Source organism: Brucella pseudogrignonensis, from assembly GCF_032190615.1.
Lineage (GTDB): Bacteria > Pseudomonadota > Alphaproteobacteria > Rhizobiales > Rhizobiaceae > Brucella > Brucella pseudogrignonensis_B.
Map to the genome: position 1 here is coordinate 70,000 of NZ_JAVLAT010000003.1, position 23,683 is coordinate 93,682.

Genomic DNA, 23,683 nt, shown 5'->3' on the forward strand with positions numbered 1-23,683 from the left:
ATTCCTCCAGCCTCCTGCCTGCCTTGTTCGATGATGCAGAGGGCAAATTCATTATTTTGGTTTTCAAGCGCATGATATAAGGTTATCAGACAACCTTACAAATACTTTTTCGGGCTTTTGGTGTTGGAGCACACAGAATCGAATAAGATCTGTCGTGGAGGAGAAGATAATGCATATTATGATTATAGGCGCGGCAGGTATGGTCGGCCGCAAGCTGTCGCAGCGATTGGTTAAAGATGGCGGCCTTGATGGCAAGTCAATCCAAACACTGACGCTGGTCGATGCCGTAAAGCCGGAATCACCTGTAGATTTTACAGGCAAGGTCAGGCTTGAAAGTGGCGATTTTTCTGTACCCGGCACCGCTGAGAAGCTGATAAAAACACGCCCAGACATCATTTTTCATCTGGCGGCCATTGTTTCGGGTGAAGCAGAGCTTGATTTTGATAAGGGCTACCGGATCAATCTCGATGGTACGCGTCTTCTGTTTGATGCCGTTCGCCAAGCGCACATGGAAGACGGTTATTTTCCGCGCATTGTTTTCACGTCTTCGATTGCAGTTGTCGGCGCGCCACTGCCGTTTCCTATTCCCGATGAGTTCCACCTGACGCCACTAACCAGTTATGGCACGCAGAAGGCAATCTGCGAGTTGCTGTTATCCGATTATACGCGGCGCGGCTTTTTCGATGGCATTGGTATCCGCTTGCCGACGATTTGCATTCGTCCGGGCAAGCCCAACGCCGCCGCATCAGGCTTCTTCTCGAATATCTTGCGTGAGCCCTTGATCGGGCAGGAAGCCGTGTTGCCCGTATCCGAAGACGTTCGTCATTGGCATGCCTCGCCGCGCTCTGCCGTTGGTTTTCTTATTCATGGTGCTACGATGGATCTTCAGCGCGTTGGAGCGCGCCGCAATTTGTTTATGCCGGGCCTTTCCGTCACCGTCGGAGAGCAGATCGAAGCATTACGCCGTATCGCCGGTGAAAAAGCGGTCGCGCTTATTCGTCGCGAGCCCGATGAGATGATCATAAAGATGTGTGCGGGATGGGCGCCGGGTTTTGAAGCCAAGCGCGCGCACGCGTTGGGGTTTGAGGCAGAAACCTCATTTGACCAGATTATTCATGCTCATATTGAGGATGAGCTTGGAGGTTCGCTTTGACGCGCAAGATTGCTTTCCTTGGCACAGGCCTTATGGGGGCGCCAATGGTTCGACGCCTGCTTGGTGCTGGTTATAGCGTTTCTGTGTGGAATCGCGATAACACAAAGGCCAAGCCCTTGGCTCAAAATGGTGCGATTGTCGCCACAAGCGCTGTTGAAGCTGTCAAAGACGCCGACTTGGTTTTTACAATGCTTTCCGATGGCAAAGCGGTCGGCGCGGTGCTGTTTGATGGGGGCGTTGCCGCCGCACTTAAGACGGGTGCCGTTGTCATTGATACTTCGTCTATCGCTCCACCGATTGCGCGGAAACATGCGCAGCATTTGAATGCAATGGGTATCCGGCATATTGATTGCCCTGTTTCCGGCGGAACTGTCGGAGCAGAGGCAGGAACTCTTGCACTCATGGCTGGCGGTGATGGGGCACTTGTTGAGGAACTGGCGGATGTGTTTGCAGCTCTTGGCCGCGTTACGCATGTCGGGCCTTCGGGTGCGGGGCAGGTATGCAAGCTAGCCAACCAGCAGATTGTTGCGATCACCATCGGTGCCGTTGCTGAAGCCATGATGCTGGTGGAAGCCGGTGGTGCGGATCGCGGCAAGTTTCGCGATGCCATTCGCGGTGGCTTTGCGGAAAGCCGCATTCTGGAATTGCATGGCAAACGCATGGTAGAGCGTAGTTTTGAGCCTGGTGGACCTTCACGATTACAATTGAAAGATCTGGATGCAGTCGCAGCAATGGCTGAAACTCTGTCCCTTGAGTTGCCACTGACCGAGGGAGTTCGTGATGAATTCCGCGCATTCGTAGAATCTGGCCATGGGGAAAAGGACCACTCAGGCTTGTTGCTGCATTTGGAGAGGCTCAACAACCGTGAGCCGGAGGAAGACCAATGAATGATGATCGAAGTACGCCGCGTCGGCTACGCTCTCAGGATTGGTTCGATAATCCCGATCATCTGGATCTGACAGCGCTCTATCTTGAGCGCTTCATGAATTATGGCACCACGCCTGAAGAATTGCGTTCGGGCAAGCCAATCATTGGTATTGCTCAGTCTGGCAGCGATCTTAACCCCTGCAATCGACATCATCTTGATCTTGCGAAGCGTATCCGGGACGGTATCCGGGACGCGGGCGGCATTGTCATTGAGTTTCCAAGTCATCCGCTGTTTGAAAACTGCAAACGCCCGACGGCAGCGCTGGATCGCAATCTGGCCTATATGACGCTGGTTGAAATCCTCTATGGATATCCGCTTGATGGCGTTGTGCTGACAACAGGTTGCGACAAGACTACCCCATCCGCTTTGATGGCCGCTTCAACGGTCGATATTCCGGCAATCGTGTTTTCGGGCGGACCTATGCTTGATGGCTGGCATGAGGGCAAGCTCGTAGGCTCCGGCACGGTGATATGGCAGTCGCGCCGCAAATATGCAGCAGGTGAAATTACAAAAGAAGAATTTCTTGAAGCAGCGCTAAGTTCTGCGCCATCGGTCGGCCACTGCAATACGATGGGAACGGCATCGACGATGAATGCCATGGCAGAGGCGCTTGGCATGTCGCTTACAGGTTGCGCTGCCATTCCGGCAGCCTATCGTGAGCGCGGCCAGATGGCGTACCGCACAGGCCGCCGCGCGGTCGAACTGGTGCTGGAAGACATCCGTCCATCCAGTATTCTCACGCGCGCATCATTCATCAATGCGATCAAAGTTAATTCGGCGATTGGCGGCTCAACCAATGCGCAGCCACATCTGATGGCGATGGCAAAACATGCGGGTGTGGAACTCAAGCCAGAAGACTGGCAGGATGAGGGGTTTGACATCCCGCTACTTGCGAATATCCAGCCAGCGGGTGAATATCTGGGTGAGAAATTCCACCGGGCGGGCGGTGTTCCGGCAATCATGTGGGAACTGCTCTCGGCGGGAAAGCTTGATGGGGCCTGTGCGAGTGTTACCGGCAAATCGATTGCTGAAAATATCGTAGGTCGGGAAACATCGGACCGCGATGTGATCTACCCCTATGCGCAGCCGCTCAAGTGGCGTGCGGGCTTCCTTGTCATGAAGGGCAATATGTTTGATTTTGCCATCATGAAAACGAGTGTGATCTCACCGGAATTTCGCGAGCGCTATCTCTCAGAGCCGGGCCGCGAGGGCGTTTTTGATGGTCGTGCTATCGTTTTTGATGGCTCTGAGGATTATCATCAGCGCATCAACGATGCGGAGCTCAATATTGATGAGCGCTGCATTCTGGTCATTCGGGGCGCTGGCCCACTCGGCTGGCCGGGCTCTGCCGAAGTGGTCAATATGCAGCCTCCGGATCACTTGCTAAAACGCGGCATTACCAGTCTGCCGACCATCGGTGACGGTCGCCAATCTGGTACCGCTGATAGTCCATCCATTCTCAACGCTTCACCGGAAAGTGCAGCAAGCGGCGGTTTGGCATGGGTGCGAAATGGCGATATTATTCGCATCGACTTCAATCAGGGCAGGTGCGATATGTTGGTGGATGATGTTGAGATTGCGCGCCGGAAGGCGGACGGCCTTCCGAAGACACCGGCGGATGCGACGCCCTGGCAGATGATTTACCGGCAAACCGTCACGCAACTTGCGGATGGTGCAACCATTCGTGATGCGGAAAAATTTCGTCAGCTTTCGAAGACGCCACCGCGGCATAATCATTAATCTGGATGGCCAGACCTTTGCTTCTTTAACAGAGCGTCTTGCAGAGTTCCGCTAGCTTAAAGCGCCGATCAGAATGATCAGATCGGCGCTTTAAGGTTTTCTATTTGCAGCGCTGCAAAGGCCTGAATGATTTTATTCATGATAGGCTTTGAACGCCGACTGTTGTTTTTAATGATGACGCAATAGCGGCTCTTGCGTTTGACAAGTGTCGTGACATTGGCTCCTCCAAGGTCACGATCAAAGATAATCAAGTCGCCTTCCCAGTTGCCGAATTGCAGACGATTGCCAACAAAATCAGGACGTTGATAAATACAAAATGCTTCTGGAATGCAGGAGCTGCGCGATCGTCTGGTGCGGCGTGGGCAGCGCTTTGTTCGCATCTCGGCCAGGTGCTCATACAGCTTCAGCGCGTATTCTTCCTTTGAATAAATGAAGCGATAGATCGTTTCTGAGAATAGACGTATCGCGCTCAAGCCATGGCTAACCAGTCTCCCGCAGATCTGTTCCGGCGACCAATTTGCTTCCAATTGTTAAGTGACAAACTTGCGCAGCTCTAGGTACCGTCTGATCTTGCGCAACCGTGTTCTGCGGTACTTGCTGATGTTGTCGGCAACAACGCTATGATAGCCATTATAATCTGGAATCTCGGTGTCCGGAAGCTGTTGTACTTGATCTCGCGATAGATCGTCGAGCGGTGGCTACCCATCAGTCGCGCAATATCGCCAAGAGGGACTTTGAGCGCGGTTCTGTCGCAAACTTTTCGTATCTGATGATCCGTGCAAGGGATTGTACCGATTTCAGATCGAAGCGAGGCATTAATCATGGTCGATTTCAAGGGGACGCATTCCCCAAAAGTGTGATCATGTATGCCGTATTCTTTTACGTTCGTTACCCGGTTTCCTATCGTGATCTTCAAGAAATAATGACTGAACCCGGCGTAGAGATCGACCATGCAACATTAAACCGGTGGGTGGTTAAATTCTCGCCGCAGGTTGCTGCCCGCGCGCAAAGATGTAAACGACCAACACTTGGCTTATGGCGTGTTGATAAGACCTATATTAAGGTCGAAGGGACATGGATGTATCTGTATCGAGCAGTTGATCGAGACGGACAAACCCTTGACTTCATGCTGTCTGAGCGCCGAAATCTCGACGCTGCATGGCGGTTCTTTAGGCAAGCCATCGCAAGCAATGGTATTCCAAACGACATTGTTATTGATAAAAGCGGGGCTAATTTGGCTGGTGCGCTGGCTATAAACAATATCATGAAAATTACGGGTGCGGATAAGCTGATTGAACTCCTAAAGGTCACATACCTGAACAATATCCTTCAACAGGGTCATCGCTTCATCAAGCGGATCACCAAACATATGTTAGGCTTCAAAACCCTTCATTCAGCTTCTGCTACCATTGCTGGGATCAAAGTAGCACATATGGTCCGTAAGAATCAATTCGCAAATGACAGTCGCTCGCCATTCGTGTTGTTCGCGGAGAACGCGGCATAATCACCTCCAGCGATAAGCTTGTTCTTAACCTACTGAAAAATTAGCGGCGGACCTTTGGCTCGCCGCTTTTATACAATTTCATGCTTTTCGGGTTATGCGTTAAATTCCATTCGGTGCAAGATACGTACGTAGGAAGCTACGAGTACGATCATTCTGAGGATTGGTTAGCAAGTCTTTCGGCTTGCCTTCTTCCACCACAACGCCGCCATCCATAAACAGAATCTTATCTGCCACTTCTCCCGCAAAGCGCATTTCATGGGTCACGATCAACATCGTCATATGCTCAGCCGCAAGCTGTTTCATGACGAGATTGACCTCGTCGACCAGCTCCGGATCAAGAGCGGACGTCGCCTCATCAAAAAGCATAACTTTCGGCTGCATCGCCAATGCGCGCGCAATGGCGACACGCTGTTTCTGCCCACCCGAAAGTCGCGATGGATAGACATCGGCTTTGCTTGATAGTCCGACTTTAGACAGCAAATCCGACGCCAGTTCCCGTGCCTGACTTTTTGACATGCCTTTGAGCTTTATTGGCCCCAGCGTAATATTCTCCATCACCGTCATATGCGGAAAGAGATTAAAGTGCTGAAATACCATGCCCATCTGCTGACGAACAGAGTTGATATGCTTTTCGAAAGCTTTGCCAGTCAGCGGCTGATTGACCTGTACGCCATCAAGCCAGACTTCGCCACCGTTCAGCGTTTCAAGATGGTTGATGGAGCGCAACAACGTGCTTTTACCCGAGCCGCTCGGCCCAATAATCGCAATAATCTGTCCGCGTGAGACGGAGAGATCGATATTCTTGAGCACTTCAAGTGCACCATAGGCTTTGCGGGCACCTTTAACTTCCACCATTGGGTTCAGGGCGCTCATCGCGTAACCTCCACTTTTCTTTCGATGCGCCGCAATCCAGCTTCCATAACGAGATTGGCAGCATAATAAAGTACGGCGGCAGTCAGATAAAATTCAAACGGGCTGTATGTCTCACTGATCGCGATCTGCGCGCTGTGCACGAGTTCCGCAATCCCGATAATCGAAACAAGTGATGTGTCTTTCAGCAAAACGATCATATTGTTGCCGATTGGCGGAATGGTATTGCGGATGGCCTGCGGGATTATGATGTAGCGCAAGGTCTGGCCACGACTAAGGCCGATTGAACGTGCGCCCTCCGTCTGCCCCGGATCAACCGTAACAATACCGGCCCGGAAAACATCGGCATTATAAACCGCAAAATGCAGACTAAGAGCAATGATCCCGGCAAAGAGCGCTGGAATATCGACGCCAACCTGAACAAGCCCGTAATAGATAAGATAAAGCTGCAGCAGCAGCGGCGTTCCCATGAAAAGCCACATGAAGAAGCGGATCGGATAGGCCAGGATTTTCGGTGCATATAGCACGACAAGCGCGAAAAAGATGCCAAAGACAAAACTGAGAACGCTGGATGACACGGCGAGAACAAGCGTCCACCACAATCCGGCGAGAAGCAGTTCTGCATAGGGAGGAACGATAGTGAAGTCGAGAGCTGGCATTTAATCCTCCCTCAACGTGGCGCAAAACGTTTGTCGAGAAGATCGACAATCATAACGACGACATAGACGATGAACATATAGAGAACGGCCGTAACCGCAAATATCTCAAAGGGTTTATATGTAGAGCTGATGAAGCGCTGCGCCGTATAGGTGAGTTCTACCACCGAGATTGTCGAAACCAGCGCCGAACCTTTGACAAGCGCTACAGCATTGACGCCCAGCGGACGGATCATCAGGCGCGCTGCTTGCGGCAGAACAATCAGCCGAAGCGTGCGTTCGCGATCAAAGCCTATAGAGCGGGCAGCTTCTGTCTGTCCCTTATCAACGCTTGAAATTGCTCCGCGAATGGATTCAGCCATGTAGGCAGCAATGTTCAGACCAAGACCAATGACGCCAGCTGCGTATGGCTCAAGTTCCAGACCGATCTGCGGTCCACCGAAATAAAGGACGAACAACTGAACCAGGCAGGGGGTGCCACGAAAAATGCTGACATAGGCACCGGCCAAAGAACGAAAAACGATAATATTTGACAGGCGACCAGCCACCAAAAGACCGGCAATCAAAAAGCCCAGCAAAAGAGCGAGTACAGAAATCTGCACCGTGACCCACGCAGCCTCCAGAAAGAACGGGAGGACGCGCTGCATTAACGCTAGATCCATAAAACCACTCCGAAAACTCATATAAACCGGCCCATTTTACCGTTTATGATAAAATGGGCCGGGCTGGAAATCCTGTTAGCGAATGTCGCTACCGATCCATTCCATCGAGATTTTTTCGTAAGTGCCGTCAGCAAGCATATCGTCCAATGCCTTCTGCATAGCGGCTTTCAGTTCTGGATTGTTCTTGCGAATAGCAATGCCGAGCGCTTCACGTGCGCCATCAATATTCGGAGTTTCGAGAATGCGGACCTTCTGGCCGGTTTCCTTAACGGCAATCATTACCGGAATGCTGTCCATAACCAGCGCATCAAGACGACCTGCATCAAGGTCGATCAGCATTTCTGGCAGACCCTTATAGGTGCGAACTGTCAGGTCGCCCTGAGCTTTCGCCCATTTTTCGTGAGCATCACCCATCGTGACGCCAACGGTCTTGCCGTTCAGCTCTTCGAGTTTCTGAACAGGCGAGCTGTCCTTAACAACGACTGTGCGTCCGGCATGATAATATGGACCGACGAAATCAACGGCTTTTTCGCGCTCTGGTGTAATGGTCATCGAGGCCACAACGGCATCATATTTCTTCGCCAGCAGACCAGCAATAATACCGTCAAAAGGGGTTGTAACGATTTCTGGCTTTACGCCGAGACGGTCGGCAATTGCAGAACCAATTGCGACGTCAAAGCCAACAACTTCGTTCTGCTCATTGGTGAAGCTGAACGGAGGATATTGACCGCTCATCGCAATGCGCATTTTGCCAGCGTCTTTGAGCTTGGCAAGTTCATCTGCCTGCACTGGGGCAATGGAGAACGTTGCAGCAATTGCGACAGCTGCGACAGCAATCAGGCTCTTAATCCTGGAATTCATGATTTTTGGTTTCCTCTGGATTTGTCTTTTTGTTTTAGGGCTATGGTTCACCATCAACCTTCATGATGGAGCTTGGCACAGGCTTTGTTTTCAAGCATCCAGCAATATGTCTGCAAGCCCGACACATTGCCGGAATTGACCGGCATATTGTCGGCACTCTTGCCGCCAAATTTTTGCACCCAAACTCAAACACAAAAAGGTCGCACCCTTATCCCTTACGGATAAAAAGATGCGACCTTCAAAATAGCGAGTGAGCTATTTATTATTTCAAAGCGGCTGCAAAACTATCGCTCAATACGCTCAAGAGATGATCTGCATTGGCACGGCTAAACACCATCGATGGGCGCATTTTCAGCACGTTATCATGCGGGCCTTCAGTACCCATCAAGATACCGTGCGCTCTTGCGCCATCATTGATTGCACGCGCCAAAGCAGTTGCGGGCGCTTTGGTTTTACGATCTGTTACCAGCTCGATACCGAGGAACAGACCGCTACCGCGAACATCACCGATAATATCGAAGCGCTTCTGCATCGCCCGGAAACCATCAAGCAGATAGTTGCCGACATTAAGCGCATTTTCGCGCAGCTTATCGCGTTCGATCACGTCAAGAACAGCGAGACCAGCAGCACAGGAAACCGGATTACCGCCAAATGTGTTGAAGTACTCCATGCCATTGTTGAAGCTGTCAGCGATCTCACGCGTGGTGACAACTGCCGACATTGGATGCCCATTACCGATAGGCTTGCCCATGGTGACGATATCCGGCACCACATCCTGCAATTCGAATGCCCACCAATGGCTGCCCACGCGGCCAAAACCGACCTGCACTTCATCCGCGATACAGACGCCACCAGCAGCGCGAACCATCGCATAAACTTCCTTGAGGTAGCCTTCAGGCAGGAACACCTGACCGGCAACACTCGGAATGGATTCTGCCAGGAAGAAGGCCGGACTACATCCTTCTTTGCGCATGGATTCAATATGCTCCGCGATATTGGCTGCAAAGCGCTTTGCATGTTCCTCGACGGGCCAGTCTTCCGGAGCGTGATAGCTGTCAGGAATTGTGCCTTCATAAACATGAGCAGGACGGCCCTTACCGGCCTTACGCTTATATTTATAAGGACTGAGATCAATCAACTCCTGTGTGGTGCCGTGATAGGCCCAGTCGAGAACAATTGCTTCATTGCGATTGGTATGGTTGCGCGCCATACGCAGCGCCAGACTGTTTGCTTCGCTGCCTGAACAGGCAAAAGAGGCAACCGTCAGACCTTCCGGCAATGTGGCTGTCAAACGCTCAGCATAGTTGACGATATTATCGTGCAGATAGCGGGTGTTGGTGTTGAGTAACGCCGCCTGACGCGCAATGGCTTCGACCACTTCAGGATGCGCATGGCCGATATGACAAACATTGTTGAAGCAATCGAGATAGGCACGGCCTGTATTATCGATCAGCCAGGCGCCCTCACCACGTACGAATTTGATCGGTTCAGAATAAGAGATTGAAAGGTTTGGCAGCAAAATCTGCTTACGCTTTTCGATAATCTCTGCGCGTGTGTAACCATCCTGATGGAAGGTTTCGGGCGGAATACCGGCCAGTTCTGCGACATCCGGGAACAGATCAGCCCAGACATCCAGATAGGCCGTTTCGCCCACACCCAGAACTTCAGTCGCAGTCAAATTGAGATCGGTGGTCATGCCTAAATGCAGATGCGGGGTCCATCCACCATTCTCATGAATATCACCCATATAGCCAACCAGATCACCGGCTTTGAGCTTCTGCCCAGCCTTCAGACGGCCCAAGGCCTCCTGCGCCATATGCCCCCACAGGGTCACGAATGGCGGACAACCTTCCGGGCTGTGCAACAGCGTTACCAGACCGCCATAGCCGAGCGGCTCGCGTTCAACTTCAACGCTTGTAACCGTCGCATCAAGCGGCGTATAAAGCGGCGTTCCAGCCGGCATAAACAAGTCAACGCCGAGGTGGTGGATACGACGCAGACCATCAATAAAGCGCGATTCAAAGGCCGTATCCGTATAAACGGTGCGCTTTTCGCCCCATGAACCAATACCGAGCTCGATATTGTTTTCGGCGCAGAAATTATTCCACCACTCTGTTGCCTCTTTTGCGCGCTGCTCAGCAGATGCGACCGTCATAAAGTGCGTTTCATCGCCATAAGGCACAATTGCCTTGGTCATGGTAGCCGGTGCGGGCTGCACGATTGGCGCAAAGCTTTTGTGATTGTCGGAAATCCATTTACGGATTGCGCCAGCGCCGGAAATCGCATCAAAACCACAGGCTTTGCGCAGAATAGCGGTGGCGAAGCGCGGGTTCATAGCATCCATTTTGGCCAGCAAATTCCATGCTGGTGCTTCACTGATAGCGAGATATGGATTGTCTTCAGTCTGGTCGCGGCGTGATGCCGAGAATGTCACGCTGGTGACAAGCCGCATCGCGATGAGTTCAAACAGAAGATCAACTTCTTCTTCTTTCAGCGGATATTTTTCATGGAAGCCTGATGCGAGAGCTGCGGCTGCACCAATCGGGTCTTCTGTATCAAGCGCTGCATAAGCACAGGCAATCGCCACTTCTGCAATCAGCACCGTATGAACGGCGTCGCCGAAATCGATCAGCCCTGCGATCTGCTCATTATTGTCCTTATCGACGAGAATATTCCAGTCATTCGCGTCATTATGAATGACCTGCGCGCGCAGACCTGCAAGTTTCGGCGCAACCAGTGTTTCAAAGCGAGTGATAAAGCGCTCAAGCAATGCCCTCTTGTCTGCATCACCGACAAAGTGCAGGCGCGTGCGTGCGCGTCCAGCATGACGCAAATCCCAGTCGAGTTCACGCACAGCACCGGGATGAATGAAGCCTTGAAGCGCATGATCCAGTTCACCCAGCGAGCGGCCCAGATTGCGCATCAGTTCAAAGGTGCGCGTGACTTGCGCCATTGGAGTGCCAGGAAGCCAGCCAACCAGCCGCACGGCATGGTTTTCACCATCGGCAGCCGTGACGGAAGCAAGCATTTCACCGGAAAGACTTGGCTTGAGATAAGGCACAGCCAGTTTGGAATTACCATTTGCGAGATGACGAAAAAGCGCTGTCTGGAACTCGCTTTCGACCTCTGGCTCGCTGGCATTGACGATTTTCAAAATCCAGCCTGCATCACTCTCAGTTTTCAGCCGATAATTGCAGTCCCGTTCGCTATCAAGCGCGGATGCGCTTCCGGTGACGCCAAATATGTCTTTGGCGAGCTTTTCAGCGTCGATTGGCGAGAACTGGGGCGCGGGATGAGTGAGATCGGTCATAAACAGTTTTCCGGGTTAGATTTGTTGTCGGCAGCTTGGCACGTCAACCATTTTCAGGCATCAAGTATCCTGTCGGGATAACCGGCACATTGTCGGAATAGACCGGCATATGTCCGGCAGGTATTGCCAAGTTGTTTGAGGCTGGCGTTTCCGGTATCGATATGGCATGAAATTACTCAGCTCCTATCCCGGTTGAAGGAGTTTAGTTATCCGCATTAAATTGTTGCCTACGTTGTCTGGACCTATCACCGCTTTGCATTGAGCACCGCGGATGTAGACGATCTTCTTGCAGAGCGTGGTGTGCTTGTCAGGGTTGTGTCGCAAATATTTCAGCCAGTTAAGGCCTGCCTTATCTGTAGACACAATTATGCTGCGAGCTCCGCAAAGACTTTGAATGGCGAACGGCGATTATTTGTGAATTGATATTTGCGGATCATATGCGCCACTTCACTGCCCGCGATAGTCGCTGAGGCCGAATGAAATGCTTTGAAGCCTTAGAGCCTGTTCCAAAAAGGATTGAGCGATTTCAGTAGGTTATGATTCAATCGGATAGCTTACATTCGATGGAGATCATGATGGCCTGGACTGCAACCGCTCGGCAACAATATGGACGACGCAACGCACGTTATGCAAGCGATTTAACGGATGCGGAATGGACTGTCATCGAACCGATGATGCCTGCACCGGGCCGTCTCGGACGCCCTCGCAAGACGGATTTGCGAGAGGTGGTAAATGCGTTGCTTTATATTGCTTCATCAGGTGGCGCATGGCGGCTTTTGCCCACGGACTTCCCACCATTTTCCACGGTGCAAAAGTATTTCTATCGATGGCGAGATGAAGGGATGCTGCGCACGATCAACAACGCGCTCGTGATGACAGCACGCGAGTTGACCGGAAAGCAGCCCAGCCCTACCGCTGGCGTGATCGATAGCCAGTCAGTAAAAACCACGGAAAGTGGCGGAATACGGGGCTTTGACGCGGAAAAAAGATCAACGGTCGCAAGCGTCATATTGTGGTTGATACCCTCGGCTTGATGGTTGGTCTGGTGATCCATTCTGCGGGTATTCAAGACAGAGATGGTGCACCTGATGTCTTGAAAACCATCCTCAAACGCTGGCCGTGGTTACGGCATATCTTTGCTGATGGTGGATACGCGGGACCCAAGCTCAAAGACAGGTTGGAAAAGGTCGGAAAATTTACGCTGGAAATCGTCAAACGATCCGATCACGCTGAGGGCTTCAAACTCTTACCACGCCGATGGGTGGTCGAGCGGACGTTTGCATGGCTGGGACGTTGCCGTAGATTGGCCAAAGATATCGAAAAAACCGTCGCGTCTGCTGAAGCCTGGGTCTACATCGCAAACATTCGCCTGCTCACCCGGCGCATCGCAAGAGCCTGATATCGTTACATTCATTATGATTCAGGCTCTGAGGCACATTAATGAGCACGTATCCATTTGCAAAAGTCGTCTCATTCCAATCTCCACCTGCGTAAAATGTTTGGATTGATGGTCATCTTACCCAATTGATCAGAACGCAAATGTGCTTGATGCGAAGGTGCAGTGCCGCCATAATGTTTAAGCTGCAAAGATTAGCTCCATAGCGTATAGTCATTGACAAGCTGCAATTGTACGGAACGAGCAGACCACAGGTCATAGCTGATCTTGATCATTCTCAAGTTCATGCGCCGAGTATGATGATGTTGACGCGGCAGCCTTTCAAAACAATCGTTCGTTGACTGGGTTTTCTGCTCAAGCTTTTCGTTTGCGCGTGAGCATAGGTCCGTATTCGAGGACATAGAGACCAAATCCCAGCATCCATAGCAGTGCGGAACCCGCAAGAAATGTATGGAAGAAGTTTGGCATCATTTCAGCAAAAGGCCTGATAATGGCTGCGAGAATGACGCACAGATAGGCAATTTGTGTTGTTAGCGTTGCTGTCAGCGGTCTGCCTGTATGACCGCGTGTGGCACGCGTCATTACTGCAAGCATCATGCAGCCGATAACCCCAACCGTCATGACATGAAGCGCTGAAAAGGGGTTGAGCTTCCCAAGCGCCGCGCATGCAATGGCAATATAACCTGCTGGTACGAAAGCGTAGGCACCATGCAGCACAAGCAGAAGCTTTTCGCGCGCCACTGTCCAGCCGCGCCAGCGATAAAGACGGATTGTGTGAAGTATCGCCGTTGTGATTGCGAGAACTGCAGTCAGCGTTGATTCAGGTATTGTGACCCATGAAAGAGAGGCTGCAACGCCCACCAAAATGCACAATCCGTCATAGCGGTTGAATGGAACTGGAAACAGCGTTGATCCGGTCTTGTTGAGCCAGTTTCGTGTGAAACTTGGAATAATGCGTCCGCCGATCAGCATGATTAACAGCACATAGGCGCTGACGCCGATACGGTTTGCCATTGCAACGTTACCACCGCTCAGAGCTAGATAGTGAAATGCGATGTTGGCGAACGTAACAACACCCACAGCGATCAAAACTTTAAGGTTTTTCCATTGATGTCCGGCGATGATTTCACGCGCGCAAATGAAAAGCAGCATTGGCAGAAACAGGCTTTCGATCCCAACAGCCAGATACAGGTTTGTGATTTCGGGATTGAGAAATACCAGACGACCGAGAAGCCATGCACCAAAAAGGATTGCAAGCGGCATGCCGGAAACTGGCAGCCTTCCAGTCCAGTTGGGAACCGCTGTTAGCAGAAAGCCTGCAAGAACAGCAGAAGAAAAGCCGAAGACCATTTCATGGGCGTGCCAGTTGAGTGCACCATAGGCACCACCGACAGACAGGCCAAGCGTCAGTGAAAATATCCAGAGCAGCATTGCCAGAACTGCCCAGATGGCCCCGCCCAGAAAAAATGGGCGGAAGCCATAACTAAAAATTGCCGGTCCGGTTTTTTTGAAACCGCGCGCTATCGCGCCGCGCCGTTCGGAGGGCTTAGCTGCGGGGGCAGCAAGCAGACCTTCCTGTATTGCCATAATATCCTCGTCACCTGACCGGTTTTCTGCAATTTAGAGCCGTCTGTTACTGAGCGCTGGCAATTGCCTTCTCTAGTCTTGCCTGCACAGGCTTTGGCTTCTTGGCTGCAACGATCCCTTCAAGATTTGCTGGATTGTCGCCAACAACGAGCAGTGCAACCATACCCATTGCATAATGCGGTGTGCATTTGACGAAATAAGCGCCGGGTTCTGTGACGGTCAGTACGTAATTTTCGTTGACCTTGCTTTTGAAAGCATCAACGCCTTCTGGGATCATTCCTTTGATCGACTCAACATTGTGCCCCTTATCAGTAGGGATGAATGTTATCGTGTCGCCGGGATTTGCCTTGATATAAGAAGGCTCGAAAACCATTGCGCCTTCTGCGCCCTTATTAAGCATGTGGACTTCGATATTTTCAGCCATGACGGGGGCCACCATCATTAGGCTGAGAGTTGCCGCGGCGAACGAAATTGCAAATTTACGCATCTGTTTGATCTCCATAGCTGGCTTGGACGACTTCACAACGATGCCCATTCGCCAGGCTGATGTAGATTTAGAACGGCTCGAGACTCATATCTTTGATTGAGATCAAATAGATTTAAATAGTGGAGAATAAGACTCACATATCGCTTTCAGCAATGTGCTTGAGGCGCCTCAGATCACGCACGATCAGGGATTTTCGGCCACCTTCGACCCAGCCTTTGCCCTGCCATTGGCTGATGATGCGCGAAACTGTGTGCAAAGTAGTTCCGGTCAATTCTGCAATGTCCTGCCGCGAGACGGGAAAATCGATGCGGATACCGCTATCTTCTTTTACACCCGCTTCATCAGCAAGCCGGATGATCGCATGAGCAACGCGCTGCTCGACTTCCTGTGTGGAAATTTCGCGAATACGCGAATGGGCAGCGTCGAGACGACTACCGATCATCTGCATGGTCTTCACGGCTAGCGTCGGGTGACGTGCCATAAATTCGGTCATTAGCTCCATCGGCCATGCAAGGACGCTGCTATCGGCCAGTGCAAGAGGCGTGCCGGGATAATCCTTGCGTCCCAGCGCAAGCGCAAAGCCAAACAGATCGCCGGGATTGACCACCCGAACGATGAGTTGCTGTCCGTCAGCAGTGACCTGGGTTACTTTCAAACGACCATGCACCAGAATATAGAACAGCTTGGCCTGTTCGCCCTGCTGGAAAACCGTGCGGCCTTGCGGAACTGATCTGTGTGTGGCTTGCGCGAGCAGCTTATCGAAAGCTGGCGGTTCCATACCTGCAAAAACAGGAAGGGCACGCACCATATTTTTCAGCATTGTATCGGCAGCCATCTCTTACTCCAGGCACTTGGACTGCATCATGATCAACAATGCAACAAGCTGTTGGGAATTTAAGAGAGCGCTATCAGACCCGAGGTGTTAAATAAATAGTATTATGCGCCCTCTTGCATGTAGTTAGTTGCAAAAGGGCGCATTCATTCGATTAGTATTTAGCTTTAAGGCCCACAAAGAACCCGCGTCCATCGCCGGGCAGAAACGCAGCCTGATCGGGCCGAGCCTGATCAACAATCAGCGTTGAGCTTGCATATTTTTCGTCAAAGACATTGGTGACTTCGCCGAAGAACAGAAGGTTATCGCTGATTTTCACCTCTGTACGCAGATCAACCACGGCATAGGGATCGGAATAGAGCGTGTTCATATTATCGACGGACGTTTTTTCAGGCACCCATTGAACGGCACCCTGCAAAGTCCAGCGGTCGTTAACTTCGTAATTGAGCACCGTGTTGATGATCTGGCGAGGGGCACCGGCAAGCCGGTTGTCACCGCGAAGCGGATCATCATGGAAGCGGAAGTCCTGATAGGTATAAACGACCCGACCGGAAATTCGATCAGTGATCTGTGCTGCCAGTCCAAGCTCGATACCAAAATGTCGTGTATCGTCGGCATTGATCGCGCCCAGTGAGGCGCCTGTAACGTCGCGCGAGCTCAACAACTCATTGTTGACCCATGAATAATAGCTCGTCACATCCCATGCAAACAGCCCCATTTCGGAGCGCCAGCCTGCTTCGATCGTTGTTGCGGTCTGTGCATCAAGATCGGGTGCGCGGAAAGCATCGGCTACCGCAAACGGTGCTCCGGGGTTTGGCCGTCCGGCACTGCTGTTGGGCGTACCATTGATGGTTGCCAGAAGATCGTCATGTGTTGGCGGTTCAAAGCTGCGGCTGACGGCGGCAAAGAATGTGTTGGCGTCATCAGGCTTGTAGCTCACGCCAAGGCTTGGGCTCCAGCCCTGATAATTGCGGTCGTAGCTGTTATTGTTTGTTGGAACTGCACCGTTGGGCAAACGTAGCGTTGGATTGGCGGGATTGTAGGCAATGGTTGGCCGTGTTGAAAGGCTGTAAGTGTCGTCATTCTTGCGCGTTGCGTAGGCGTAGGACAGTGCTGGAAAGACGGTAATTGTATCGTTGAGCGGAACGTTGAAGCCAGCATGAAGCGAGAGTGTGCTGGCATCGAGATCGTTTTCACCAAACTGCGCGCCCTGTGTGCCGGATTGATTGATGTAATAATTGCGGTCTATGGAACCGATGGAATATTGCGCAGTCGTTTCAAAAAGAGGCAGGGGCGCTGCATCGTCGTGTCTATATGCGTAACGAACAACACCGGTGAAATCGCCACCCTTGGTTTCGCGGATCTCCGCGGAAATCGGGAAGCGGAATGTGTCGTCCGTATAGGTGTAACCCATCGCGAAATCAAAAAGATGCGCGTCGAATTCGGCTGTGGTGCGTGAACCGATCAGGAGTTGTTTTGCATCGCGCCGTGGCCTGTCACGCAGAACATTTGGGCCGGCATTGATCGCGCCGCCCGGTATGACTGTCGGACCGGTGTGAACCTGACGTGGATCGGATTCGAGTTGGCTTTTGGTGAGAGGCCCGGACACATCAAAGCCAAGATCGGTATAGCCCCAGAAGAAGCGGGTCTTGATATTATCGTTCACCTCAAAGCCGACATTGCCGCCAACGCTCACGCGTTCGGATTGGTTATAATCACGAAAACCGTCGCGACGTGTGTAATCGGCCTGAAACAGCCCATCCATCGTGCCGGTCTGAAAGCCTGCTTTGCCGGAAACGCCGACCTGTCCAAATGAGCCGCCGCTGACGGTTCCCTGCATGCCCTGATATTGCGCGCCTGTGGGCGATACGAAATTGAGTGCGCCACCCAGTACAGTCGCGCCAAGCCGATTGGCCATATAGCCGCGATAGACTTCTATCGTTTCCGCAAGGCTGGGGTTTGCAAATCCGACCGCGTAAGTGCCGTCTGCACGATTAAGCGGCAAACCGTCCTGAAGCATTAGAATGCCACGCTCGACCGGATTTTGTTGCAGGCCGGAACCACGGATCTGAATGCGCGGCTGGTCGTTGCCACCAAAGAAGTTCTGCACAACCACACCCGGAACAGAACGCAATGCACGCGATACGGTCTCGTTTGCGGTCACGACCCGATCACTTTGTTCGACAAGTGCAACACCGCCCGGCATTGCATCGAAGCGCTTTTTCAAGGCTGCGTTATCGTCGGCACCGATGATGATCGGATCAAGCACAATTGATGATCCGGGTAATGCTGATTGCGCCAGAGCAAAGCCGCATGCACCGAACAGTATTAATCCGGTCGATGTCAGAAGTTGCAGCATACGCCGTTGGTGAAAGCCTCCTGGCTTTGAGGTGCCCTGTTCAATCCGCATGAATATTCCCCTGCAATTGCGAGCGCCCCGCGCTCCTAATGATAGGCGGCAAATAAACATGAGGGAATTTCTCTTCTTTGATCCAAATCAAAGAGGGGCGCCAACCACAGTTATAATGATGGGAAAAATCTGAACCCATTGGAGTGGACAATGAGTGAAACGCTAAGGGCTGTCATGACCGCGCCCTTGAACAGACGTGCTCTGCTGACCAGTCTTGCTGCCATTCCGACAGGCTTGCTGATTTCACAGCTTATGGGCGGCTTCGGCGCAGCGCACGCCGATACACTGGAAGAGCTGGTGATCTATGGCCCACCGGCCGGGCCATCGATCATTCTGGCTGAGGCGCTGGCATCAGGCGAACTCAATGGCCTTGCTAACAAGACCAGTTTCAAAGTCTGGCGCAGCCCTGATGAAATGCGCGCAGGCCTCACTTCTGGCACAATGTCGGCGGTGGTTCGGCCGGTTCAGGTCGCGGCAAATCTCTATAATCGCGGGATGAAGCTCAAGCTTCTCAACACGATGACTGATGGTTTGATCTATATTGTTTCAGACGATGCAGCGCTCAACACTATTCCTGCGCTCAAGAGCAAACGGCTGGCTGTGCCATTCAGAAATGATATGCCTGACCTTGTTCTAAAGCGCTTGCTTGCTCATTACGGATTGTCACCGGAGACAGATGTTTCTCTTGAGAACACGTCGTCGCCGGTTGAGGCAATGCAGATGCTGCTGACAGGTAAGGTCGATGCAGTTCTAGCGCCTGAGCCCGCCGTTTCTGCTGCCACTATGCTTGGTAAAGCCGCAGGCAAAAATATCAGTCGCACCATCGACGTACAAAAGCTCTGGGGCGAGGTGACGGGGAAAGCACCAATTCTGCCGCAAGCAGGATTGGTGCTGACGGATAAGCTCCTGACAGAGCATCCCGACTTAGCGGATCGTTTGCAGAGTGCTCTGGAAGCGGCTGCGCAGCGCGTGAATGCTGAGCCTGCAAAGGCTGCGGGCATTGCAGCGCAATCGCTTGATTTCCCCGAACCGGTTCTCGCTGCATCCATCGCAACGTCGCGCCTTACGGCGACGCGCGCCAGCAAGGCACGGCCTGCAATTGAAACGATGCTTGAAACCCTTGCATCGAATGATCCTGCTATCATCGCCGGTAAATTGCCGGATGACGGCTTCTACCTTTAACTGGAAATAGTATGACGAGCTGGGCTGACAGGGTAGGGAGGACAGGACGCTTTCTCTGGTCCGCATGGTCGGGCCTTGCAGCATTAATGTTGCTGGCAGCACTCTGGCAGGTCGGTCATGAGACCTATGGCGATTTTATCCTGCCATCACCTTTAGCAACGTTTCACGCTGCAATCGCATTGCTGGGCGATCATCATGCATGGGAACTCACCTTCCTCACGACACGTCGCGCGCTGAAAGGCTTTGCTTTCGCATCGGTTTTTGGTGCCAGTCTTGGTCTGGCTGCCGGTTATTTTCCGGCAGTTCTGCGGCTGGCAAAGCCGCTCGTCACCGTGTTGCTCGGGGTTCCGCCTATAGCGTGGATCGTGCTTGCCATGATCTGGTTTGGCTCAACGGACGGAACTGTTGCCATGACCATTCTCGTATCCTCATCGCCGCTCATTTTTGTTTCCGTTGCCGAAGGCATCATAACGCGTGATCGTAAGCTTGACGATATGGCGCGTGCCTTTGGTGCAAGCGGCTTAAAGCGGCTGACGACACTTAGTTTGCGCCATGTTTCGGCCTATCTGTTTCCTGCGCTCGCCGTATCCCTCGGCTCGGCCTTCAAGGTGGCGGTCATGGCAGAACTGCTCGCCAATGTCGGCGGCATTGGCGGTGAACTGGCGCGCAATCGTGCCAATCTCGATATTGCCGGTTCGCTTGCCTGGGTACTGATCGCTGTAACGGCGCTGATCGTGATTGAATACGGGTTGATCCATCCAGTTCGTGCCGAATTTGAACGCTGGCGTATTGCTGCGCAGCCATGGGGCGTCAAGCGTTGAGGTGGTTGTGATGACAGTGCTGGAACTTGATCGTATCGGACATGCATATTTCGGGCGCACCGTGCTCGATCATATCAGTCTCGATTTAGAAGCGGCTGAGATAGTCGCGCTGGTCGGACCGTCAGGCTGCGGTAAAAGTACGCTTATCCATATTGCGGCTGGTATTGTCGATCAGCGCTATGGGCGGATCAGACGCCACTATAGCCGGCACGGCATAATCTTTCAGGAGCCGCGCCTGCTGCCATGGGCAACGGCGAATGACAATATTGCCTATCCGCTGCGTATCGCAGGCATGAAGCGGCGTGATCGTGATGAGGCAGTGAAGCGTGCGGCAAACCGCGTGGCTTTTGAGCTTACTGATCTTGATAAATATCCGTCCGAACTATCGGGCGGGATGCAGCAGCGTGTCGCCATTGCCCGTGCGCTGGTCATTGAGCCGGATTTCCTGTTCTGCGACGAGCCGTTTACCGCGCTCGATGTCGCACTCAAACGCCGAATGCAGGATATTATCATCGATGCGGGGCGGACGACTCGCTTTGCCGCGATATTCGTAACCCATGATCTCATGGAAGCAGCTCGTATTGCGCACCGGATTGTCGTGCTCAACAGCGATGGCAGCGGTATTGCGGGCGAGCGTAGGCTACGGCTGTTGCCGGGCCAGCGTTCGGACGAAGACGTGTTTGCGACTGTGCAGGATTTTCTCAAACACGATCCGATTTTCCGTCATATTGACGATGTTGATGAGCGGAGGCGGCCATGACTGCCATCACAGAGCGGCCAGCACAGCCATTAATAGACATATTGACGGATGAAGGCTTCCGACTTTTTTTCCCGCTTGCAGCACTTTACGCAGCACTCTGGCCATTTCAATGGGTACTGGTTTTTGGCCTTGATCTGCCGCTTGTGCGTTCCACGCCGCCAGCGCTTTGGCATGCACATGAGATGATTTTCGGCGCCTTTGGCGCTGCACTCATGGGCTTTATTACCACGGCAGTTCCTGAATGGACCGACACGAAACGCTTGCAGGGCAGGCCGCTTCTCGTGCTCGCAGCCCTCTGGTTGACGGGGCGTTTGGTTGGTTTTCTGGGGGCTGACAGCCTTGGGCTTATTGGTGCATTATGCGACCTTGCATGGCTTGGCTTTCTTATTGCCTACATGCTCAAGCTCATCATTGTGCGGCGCACTGACCGGCTGCTGGCGTTCATCGGCTGGATCGTAGCGCTGACGTTTTGCGAGGCGCTGGTGCGATACGGTTTCCTTGTCGAGAATATTGAACTGGCAGGCCAGATGCTGCGCATCGCCGGACTGGTGTTTCTCGGGCTTCTTGGCATTGCGCTGGCACGCATTACGGTGCCGATTACCAATCTGGTGCTGGATCCAACGCGTAGCATTGCCCCCTTTCGCCCGCATCCCGGCAGACTTAATCTGGCACCGGGACTGATCGTGGTTGCAGTCGTGGTCGATCTGTTTGGCTTTTCACCTGAAACATGCGGCTATCTGCTGATTGCAGCGGGTGCTGCTTTTATCGACCGTGTGGGCGAAGCCTTTATCGGCAAAGAGGCCTTGCGTGCTGAAATCGTAGCACTTGCTGGTTCTTCCGCTTTGGCAGGTATTGGCTTGTTACTGAGTGGAGCTGCGAAGCTTGGCGCACCTGTTCCCGAACTTGCAGGCCTGCATGTGGCGCTGATGGGTGGTCTGGGGCTTGGTGTTCTTGCGGTCTTCTGTATCGCGGGTCTGCTGCATACGCATCAGACGCTTGGTCTGCCACGCGCGGCCAAGCTTGCGATTTTCCTTCTGACTGCAGCTGATTTTTTCCGTGTTTTGCCGGATATGAGCTTTATGCCGGAGTTGCCGGGTTCACCTTATGCGCCGACAGCAGTTTTATGGGCGGCTGCATTTCTGCTGTGGCTCAAGAGCTATTGGCCCGCAATACGCGTGTTGCAAAGCGGTGATAACCAGCTTGGCTGATAATCAATATCAGCCAAATACTTCGCGTTGTTCGGATTTGGCTGCGAGCAGCGCTTCAATCATCAGCTTTTCCGACAGAATGTGACGGCGAAGGCTCTCAAGAAATCCACGGATCATATACGACACTGTCTCAGGAGCGCGCGTGCTTTTGCCTTCTGCAATCGCTGTCAGAGTCTGTGCAAGTTCATCAGCCGCCAGCCGATCACAGCGGTGCTCGGCCTTCAGACGTTCGATGATAACGCCCGCAAAATGAGAATTAGCTTGCTGACTAAAATCAGGGAAAAGCACTTTTTCTTCCAGCGCATGGGTCTCGCCGACAAGCTGTGGAATGAAAGCCGCCAGCCTTAAATAATCTTGCGGTGAGCAATTGCTTTCCAGCTCTTCCGCTGTTTCTTCCAATTGCAGGCACAGATTAAGCGCATCGCCATGATGCGCTTCAAGATGACTCACATCGGACGCGTGGAGTTGAGAGGTTTTCTCCATGATCACTGGCCCAGAAAAAGAATGACGGCGATGACAATGGACGCTGCAACGGCTGAGAGTGTGCCAGCCCCCTGCAAAGCACCCATCTGGTAAAGCACCAGCGAAAAGCCTATGATGACGGGCGTTGCTATCAACAGCCCAAACTGTGCTTCTGTCATTGAAACATTCCTTTGTTTTGAAAACGCACAATGCATCCGCAGTGCCGATTTTTCTTTGCCAAAACGCAAAGAAGGCGTGTGCGCTGCGCGCTAGGCATGGCCATGCTTAGAATAGAAGAAGCGTCCTTTGCGGCAAAGATTTCAGATGATGTAGGGCAGGATAATTTCCTCCTTTGGATACTCGTCTGGAGTGAGCTCATCACTTTTGCAATTTTACTGATTGCGTTCATGGTGATGTCGATCATCAACATTGAAGGTGTTGCGCAATTGCGCTCACATCTCAGTCCCGGGTTGGCAGCGACCAATACGGTCGTTTTGCTGATGAGTGGCTGGCAGGCAGCGATTGCTGTTCGCAGGCGTCATGATACTGACAGGGTCCGGCGTCCGCTTTTATACGCCGCATGTTTCGGCGTTGTTTTCGTGGCTGTGAAGCTCGTCGAATATTCGCATGAAATTGGGTTCGCGGGTGATGAAGCCGCCGGTTCTTTCTTTGAACTTTATTTTCTGCTGACCGGCTTTCACCTCATGCATGTGTTGTTCGGTTCCGTCATTCTGGCGCTTGTCGCATGGCGACCGTCTCCATCCAATGTCCTGCTCATTACCACGCTCTGGCACGCGATTGATCTCGTCTGGCTGGTGATGTTCCCGGTTCTCTATCTTGCATGAGGCAATAAA

General features: G+C 52.4%; 21 protein-coding genes and 3 pseudogenes. 10 read left to right on the forward strand and 14 right to left on the reverse strand.

Annotated features, from left to right (window positions below; translation table 11 throughout):
• Positions 1-169: 169 nt before the first annotated feature.
• Genes denD through RI570_RS18180 form a run of 3 tightly spaced genes read left to right on the forward strand, consistent with a single transcriptional unit; the run spans position 170 to position 3,821 of the window.
• The gene (gene denD / locus RI570_RS18170; protein WP_313830150.1) at positions 170-1,153 is read left to right on the forward strand and encodes a D-erythronate dehydrogenase; all 984 of its coding nucleotides are present in this window, start codon (positions 170-172) and stop codon (positions 1,151-1,153) included.
• Complete coding sequence (locus RI570_RS18175; RefSeq protein ID WP_313830151.1) at positions 1,150-2,040, forward strand: NAD(P)-dependent oxidoreductase; 891 nt, start codon at positions 1,150-1,152, stop codon at positions 2,038-2,040. Before denD ends, RI570_RS18175 begins: the two co-directional genes overlap by 4 nt.
• The gene (locus RI570_RS18180) at positions 2,037-3,821 is read left to right on the forward strand and encodes an IlvD/Edd family dehydratase (protein WP_313830152.1); all 1,785 of its coding nucleotides are present in this window, start codon (positions 2,037-2,039) and stop codon (positions 3,819-3,821) included. The genes RI570_RS18175 and RI570_RS18180 overlap by 4 nt, the downstream gene beginning before the upstream one ends.
• A 107-nt stretch (positions 3,822-3,928) precedes the next feature.
• Here the strand turns inward: RI570_RS18180 and RI570_RS18185 are convergent.
• Positions 3,929-4,644 (reverse strand): annotated as a pseudogene (locus RI570_RS18185) (IS30 family transposase); the annotation flags it as partial.
• Here RI570_RS18185 and RI570_RS18190 point away from each other — a divergent pair.
• Positions 4,643-5,325, forward strand: a pseudogene (locus RI570_RS18190) (IS6 family transposase). The pseudogenes RI570_RS18185 and RI570_RS18190 overlap by 2 nt on opposite strands.
• Positions 5,326-5,424: 99 nt before the next feature.
• On the opposite strand, the gene RI570_RS18195 reads toward RI570_RS18190, so the two are convergent.
• The 7 genes and pseudogenes from RI570_RS18195 to RI570_RS18230 form a co-directional block, all read right to left on the reverse strand.
• Complete coding sequence (locus RI570_RS18195) at positions 5,425-6,198, reverse strand: amino acid ABC transporter ATP-binding protein (RefSeq protein ID WP_313830154.1); 774 nt, start codon at positions 6,196-6,198, stop codon at positions 5,425-5,427.
• Positions 6,195-6,854, reverse strand: coding sequence for an amino acid ABC transporter permease (locus RI570_RS18200; RefSeq protein WP_250043917.1), 660 nt, complete (start codon positions 6,852-6,854; stop codon positions 6,195-6,197). Before RI570_RS18200 ends, RI570_RS18195 begins: the two co-directional genes overlap by 4 nt.
• An 11-nt stretch (positions 6,855-6,865) precedes the next feature.
• On the reverse strand, positions 6,866-7,513 hold the full coding sequence (locus tag RI570_RS18205) for an amino acid ABC transporter permease (RefSeq protein WP_313830155.1): 648 nt from the start codon (positions 7,511-7,513) through the stop codon (positions 6,866-6,868).
• 75 nt (positions 7,514-7,588) lie between these two features.
• Positions 7,589-8,374 carry an ABC transporter substrate-binding protein gene (locus RI570_RS18210; protein WP_250043921.1) on the reverse strand — a complete coding sequence of 262 codons (786 nt, stop codon included), beginning with the start codon at positions 8,372-8,374 and terminating at the stop codon, positions 7,589-7,591.
• Between the two features lie 53 nt (positions 8,375-8,427).
• Positions 8,428-8,553 (reverse strand): hypothetical protein, encoded by a 126-nt coding sequence (locus RI570_RS18215; protein WP_313830156.1) that lies wholly within the window; start codon positions 8,551-8,553, stop codon positions 8,428-8,430.
• Positions 8,554-8,636: 83 nt separating this feature from the next.
• The gene (locus tag RI570_RS18220; RefSeq protein WP_313830157.1) at positions 8,637-11,684 is read right to left on the reverse strand and encodes an aminotransferase class III-fold pyridoxal phosphate-dependent enzyme; all 3,048 of its coding nucleotides are present in this window, start codon (positions 11,682-11,684) and stop codon (positions 8,637-8,639) included.
• A gap of 365 nt (positions 11,685-12,049) precedes the next feature.
• Positions 12,050-12,178: pseudogene (locus tag RI570_RS18230) on the reverse strand (IS6 family transposase); the annotation flags it as partial.
• A gap of 81 nt (positions 12,179-12,259) precedes the next feature.
• Here RI570_RS18230 and RI570_RS18235 point away from each other — a divergent pair.
• Positions 12,260-13,083 (forward strand): IS5 family transposase gene (locus tag RI570_RS18235; RefSeq protein ID WP_313830158.1). Its coding sequence is split into 2 segments (ribosomal slippage): positions 12,260-12,662 and positions 12,662-13,083, totalling 825 coding nucleotides; the frame shifts between segments, so codons are not numbered across the junction.
• A gap of 351 nt (positions 13,084-13,434) precedes the next feature.
• Here the strand turns inward: RI570_RS18235 and RI570_RS18240 are convergent.
• The 4 genes from RI570_RS18240 to RI570_RS18255 all read right to left on the reverse strand — a co-directional run bounded on the left by RI570_RS18240 (position 13,435) and on the right by RI570_RS18255 (position 18,396).
• Complete coding sequence (locus tag RI570_RS18240) at positions 13,435-14,667, reverse strand: NnrS family protein (protein ID WP_313830159.1); 1,233 nt, start codon at positions 14,665-14,667, stop codon at positions 13,435-13,437.
• A 46-nt stretch (positions 14,668-14,713) separates the two neighbouring features.
• Positions 14,714-15,154, reverse strand: a complete 441-nt coding sequence (locus tag RI570_RS18245) for a pseudoazurin (protein ID WP_024899698.1) — start codon at positions 15,152-15,154, stop codon at positions 14,714-14,716.
• Between the two features lie 133 nt (positions 15,155-15,287).
• A complete protein-coding gene (locus tag RI570_RS18250; RefSeq protein ID WP_313830160.1) occupies positions 15,288-15,989 on the reverse strand; it encodes a Crp/Fnr family transcriptional regulator in 702 nt (233 codons plus the stop codon).
• Positions 15,990-16,140: 151 nt separating this feature from the next.
• Positions 16,141-18,396 carry a TonB-dependent receptor gene (locus tag RI570_RS18255; RefSeq protein ID WP_313830161.1) on the reverse strand — a complete coding sequence of 752 codons (2,256 nt, stop codon included), beginning with the start codon at positions 18,394-18,396 and terminating at the stop codon, positions 16,141-16,143.
• 150 nt (positions 18,397-18,546) lie between these two features.
• Here RI570_RS18255 and RI570_RS18260 point away from each other — a divergent pair, with 150 nt between their 5' ends.
• The 4 genes from RI570_RS18260 to RI570_RS18275 are packed head-to-tail and all read left to right on the forward strand — an operon-like array spanning position 18,547 to position 22,367.
• The gene (locus RI570_RS18260; RefSeq protein WP_313830162.1) at positions 18,547-19,578 is read left to right on the forward strand and encodes an ABC transporter substrate-binding protein; all 1,032 of its coding nucleotides are present in this window, start codon (positions 18,547-18,549) and stop codon (positions 19,576-19,578) included.
• Between the two features lie 11 nt (positions 19,579-19,589).
• Positions 19,590-20,399, forward strand: a complete 810-nt coding sequence (locus RI570_RS18265; protein WP_313830163.1) for an ABC transporter permease — start codon at positions 19,590-19,592, stop codon at positions 20,397-20,399.
• Positions 20,400-20,409: 10 nt separating this feature from the next.
• The gene (locus tag RI570_RS18270; protein ID WP_313830164.1) at positions 20,410-21,159 is read left to right on the forward strand and encodes an ATP-binding cassette domain-containing protein; all 750 of its coding nucleotides are present in this window, start codon (positions 20,410-20,412) and stop codon (positions 21,157-21,159) included.
• Complete coding sequence (locus RI570_RS18275) at positions 21,156-22,367, forward strand: NnrS family protein (RefSeq protein ID WP_313830165.1); 1,212 nt, start codon at positions 21,156-21,158, stop codon at positions 22,365-22,367. Before RI570_RS18270 ends, RI570_RS18275 begins: the two co-directional genes overlap by 4 nt.
• Positions 22,368-22,376: 9 nt before the next feature.
• On the opposite strand, the gene RI570_RS18280 is transcribed toward RI570_RS18275, so the two are convergent.
• Together RI570_RS18280 and RI570_RS18285 are read right to left on the reverse strand one after the other, a co-directional pair.
• A complete protein-coding gene (locus RI570_RS18280; RefSeq protein WP_313830166.1) occupies positions 22,377-22,850 on the reverse strand; it encodes a hemerythrin domain-containing protein in 474 nt (157 codons plus the stop codon).
• A gap of 2 nt (positions 22,851-22,852) precedes the next feature.
• Positions 22,853-23,008: a hypothetical protein gene (locus RI570_RS18285; protein WP_313830167.1), complete on the reverse strand. Its 156-nt coding sequence runs from the start codon at positions 23,006-23,008 to the stop codon at positions 22,853-22,855.
• Positions 23,009-23,110: 102 nt separating this feature from the next.
• Between RI570_RS18285 and RI570_RS18290 the strand changes: the two genes are divergently transcribed.
• On the forward strand, positions 23,111-23,674 hold the full coding sequence (locus tag RI570_RS18290) for a cytochrome c oxidase subunit 3 (RefSeq protein ID WP_313830168.1): 564 nt from the start codon (positions 23,111-23,113) through the stop codon (positions 23,672-23,674).
• Positions 23,675-23,683 lie beyond the last annotated feature (9 nt).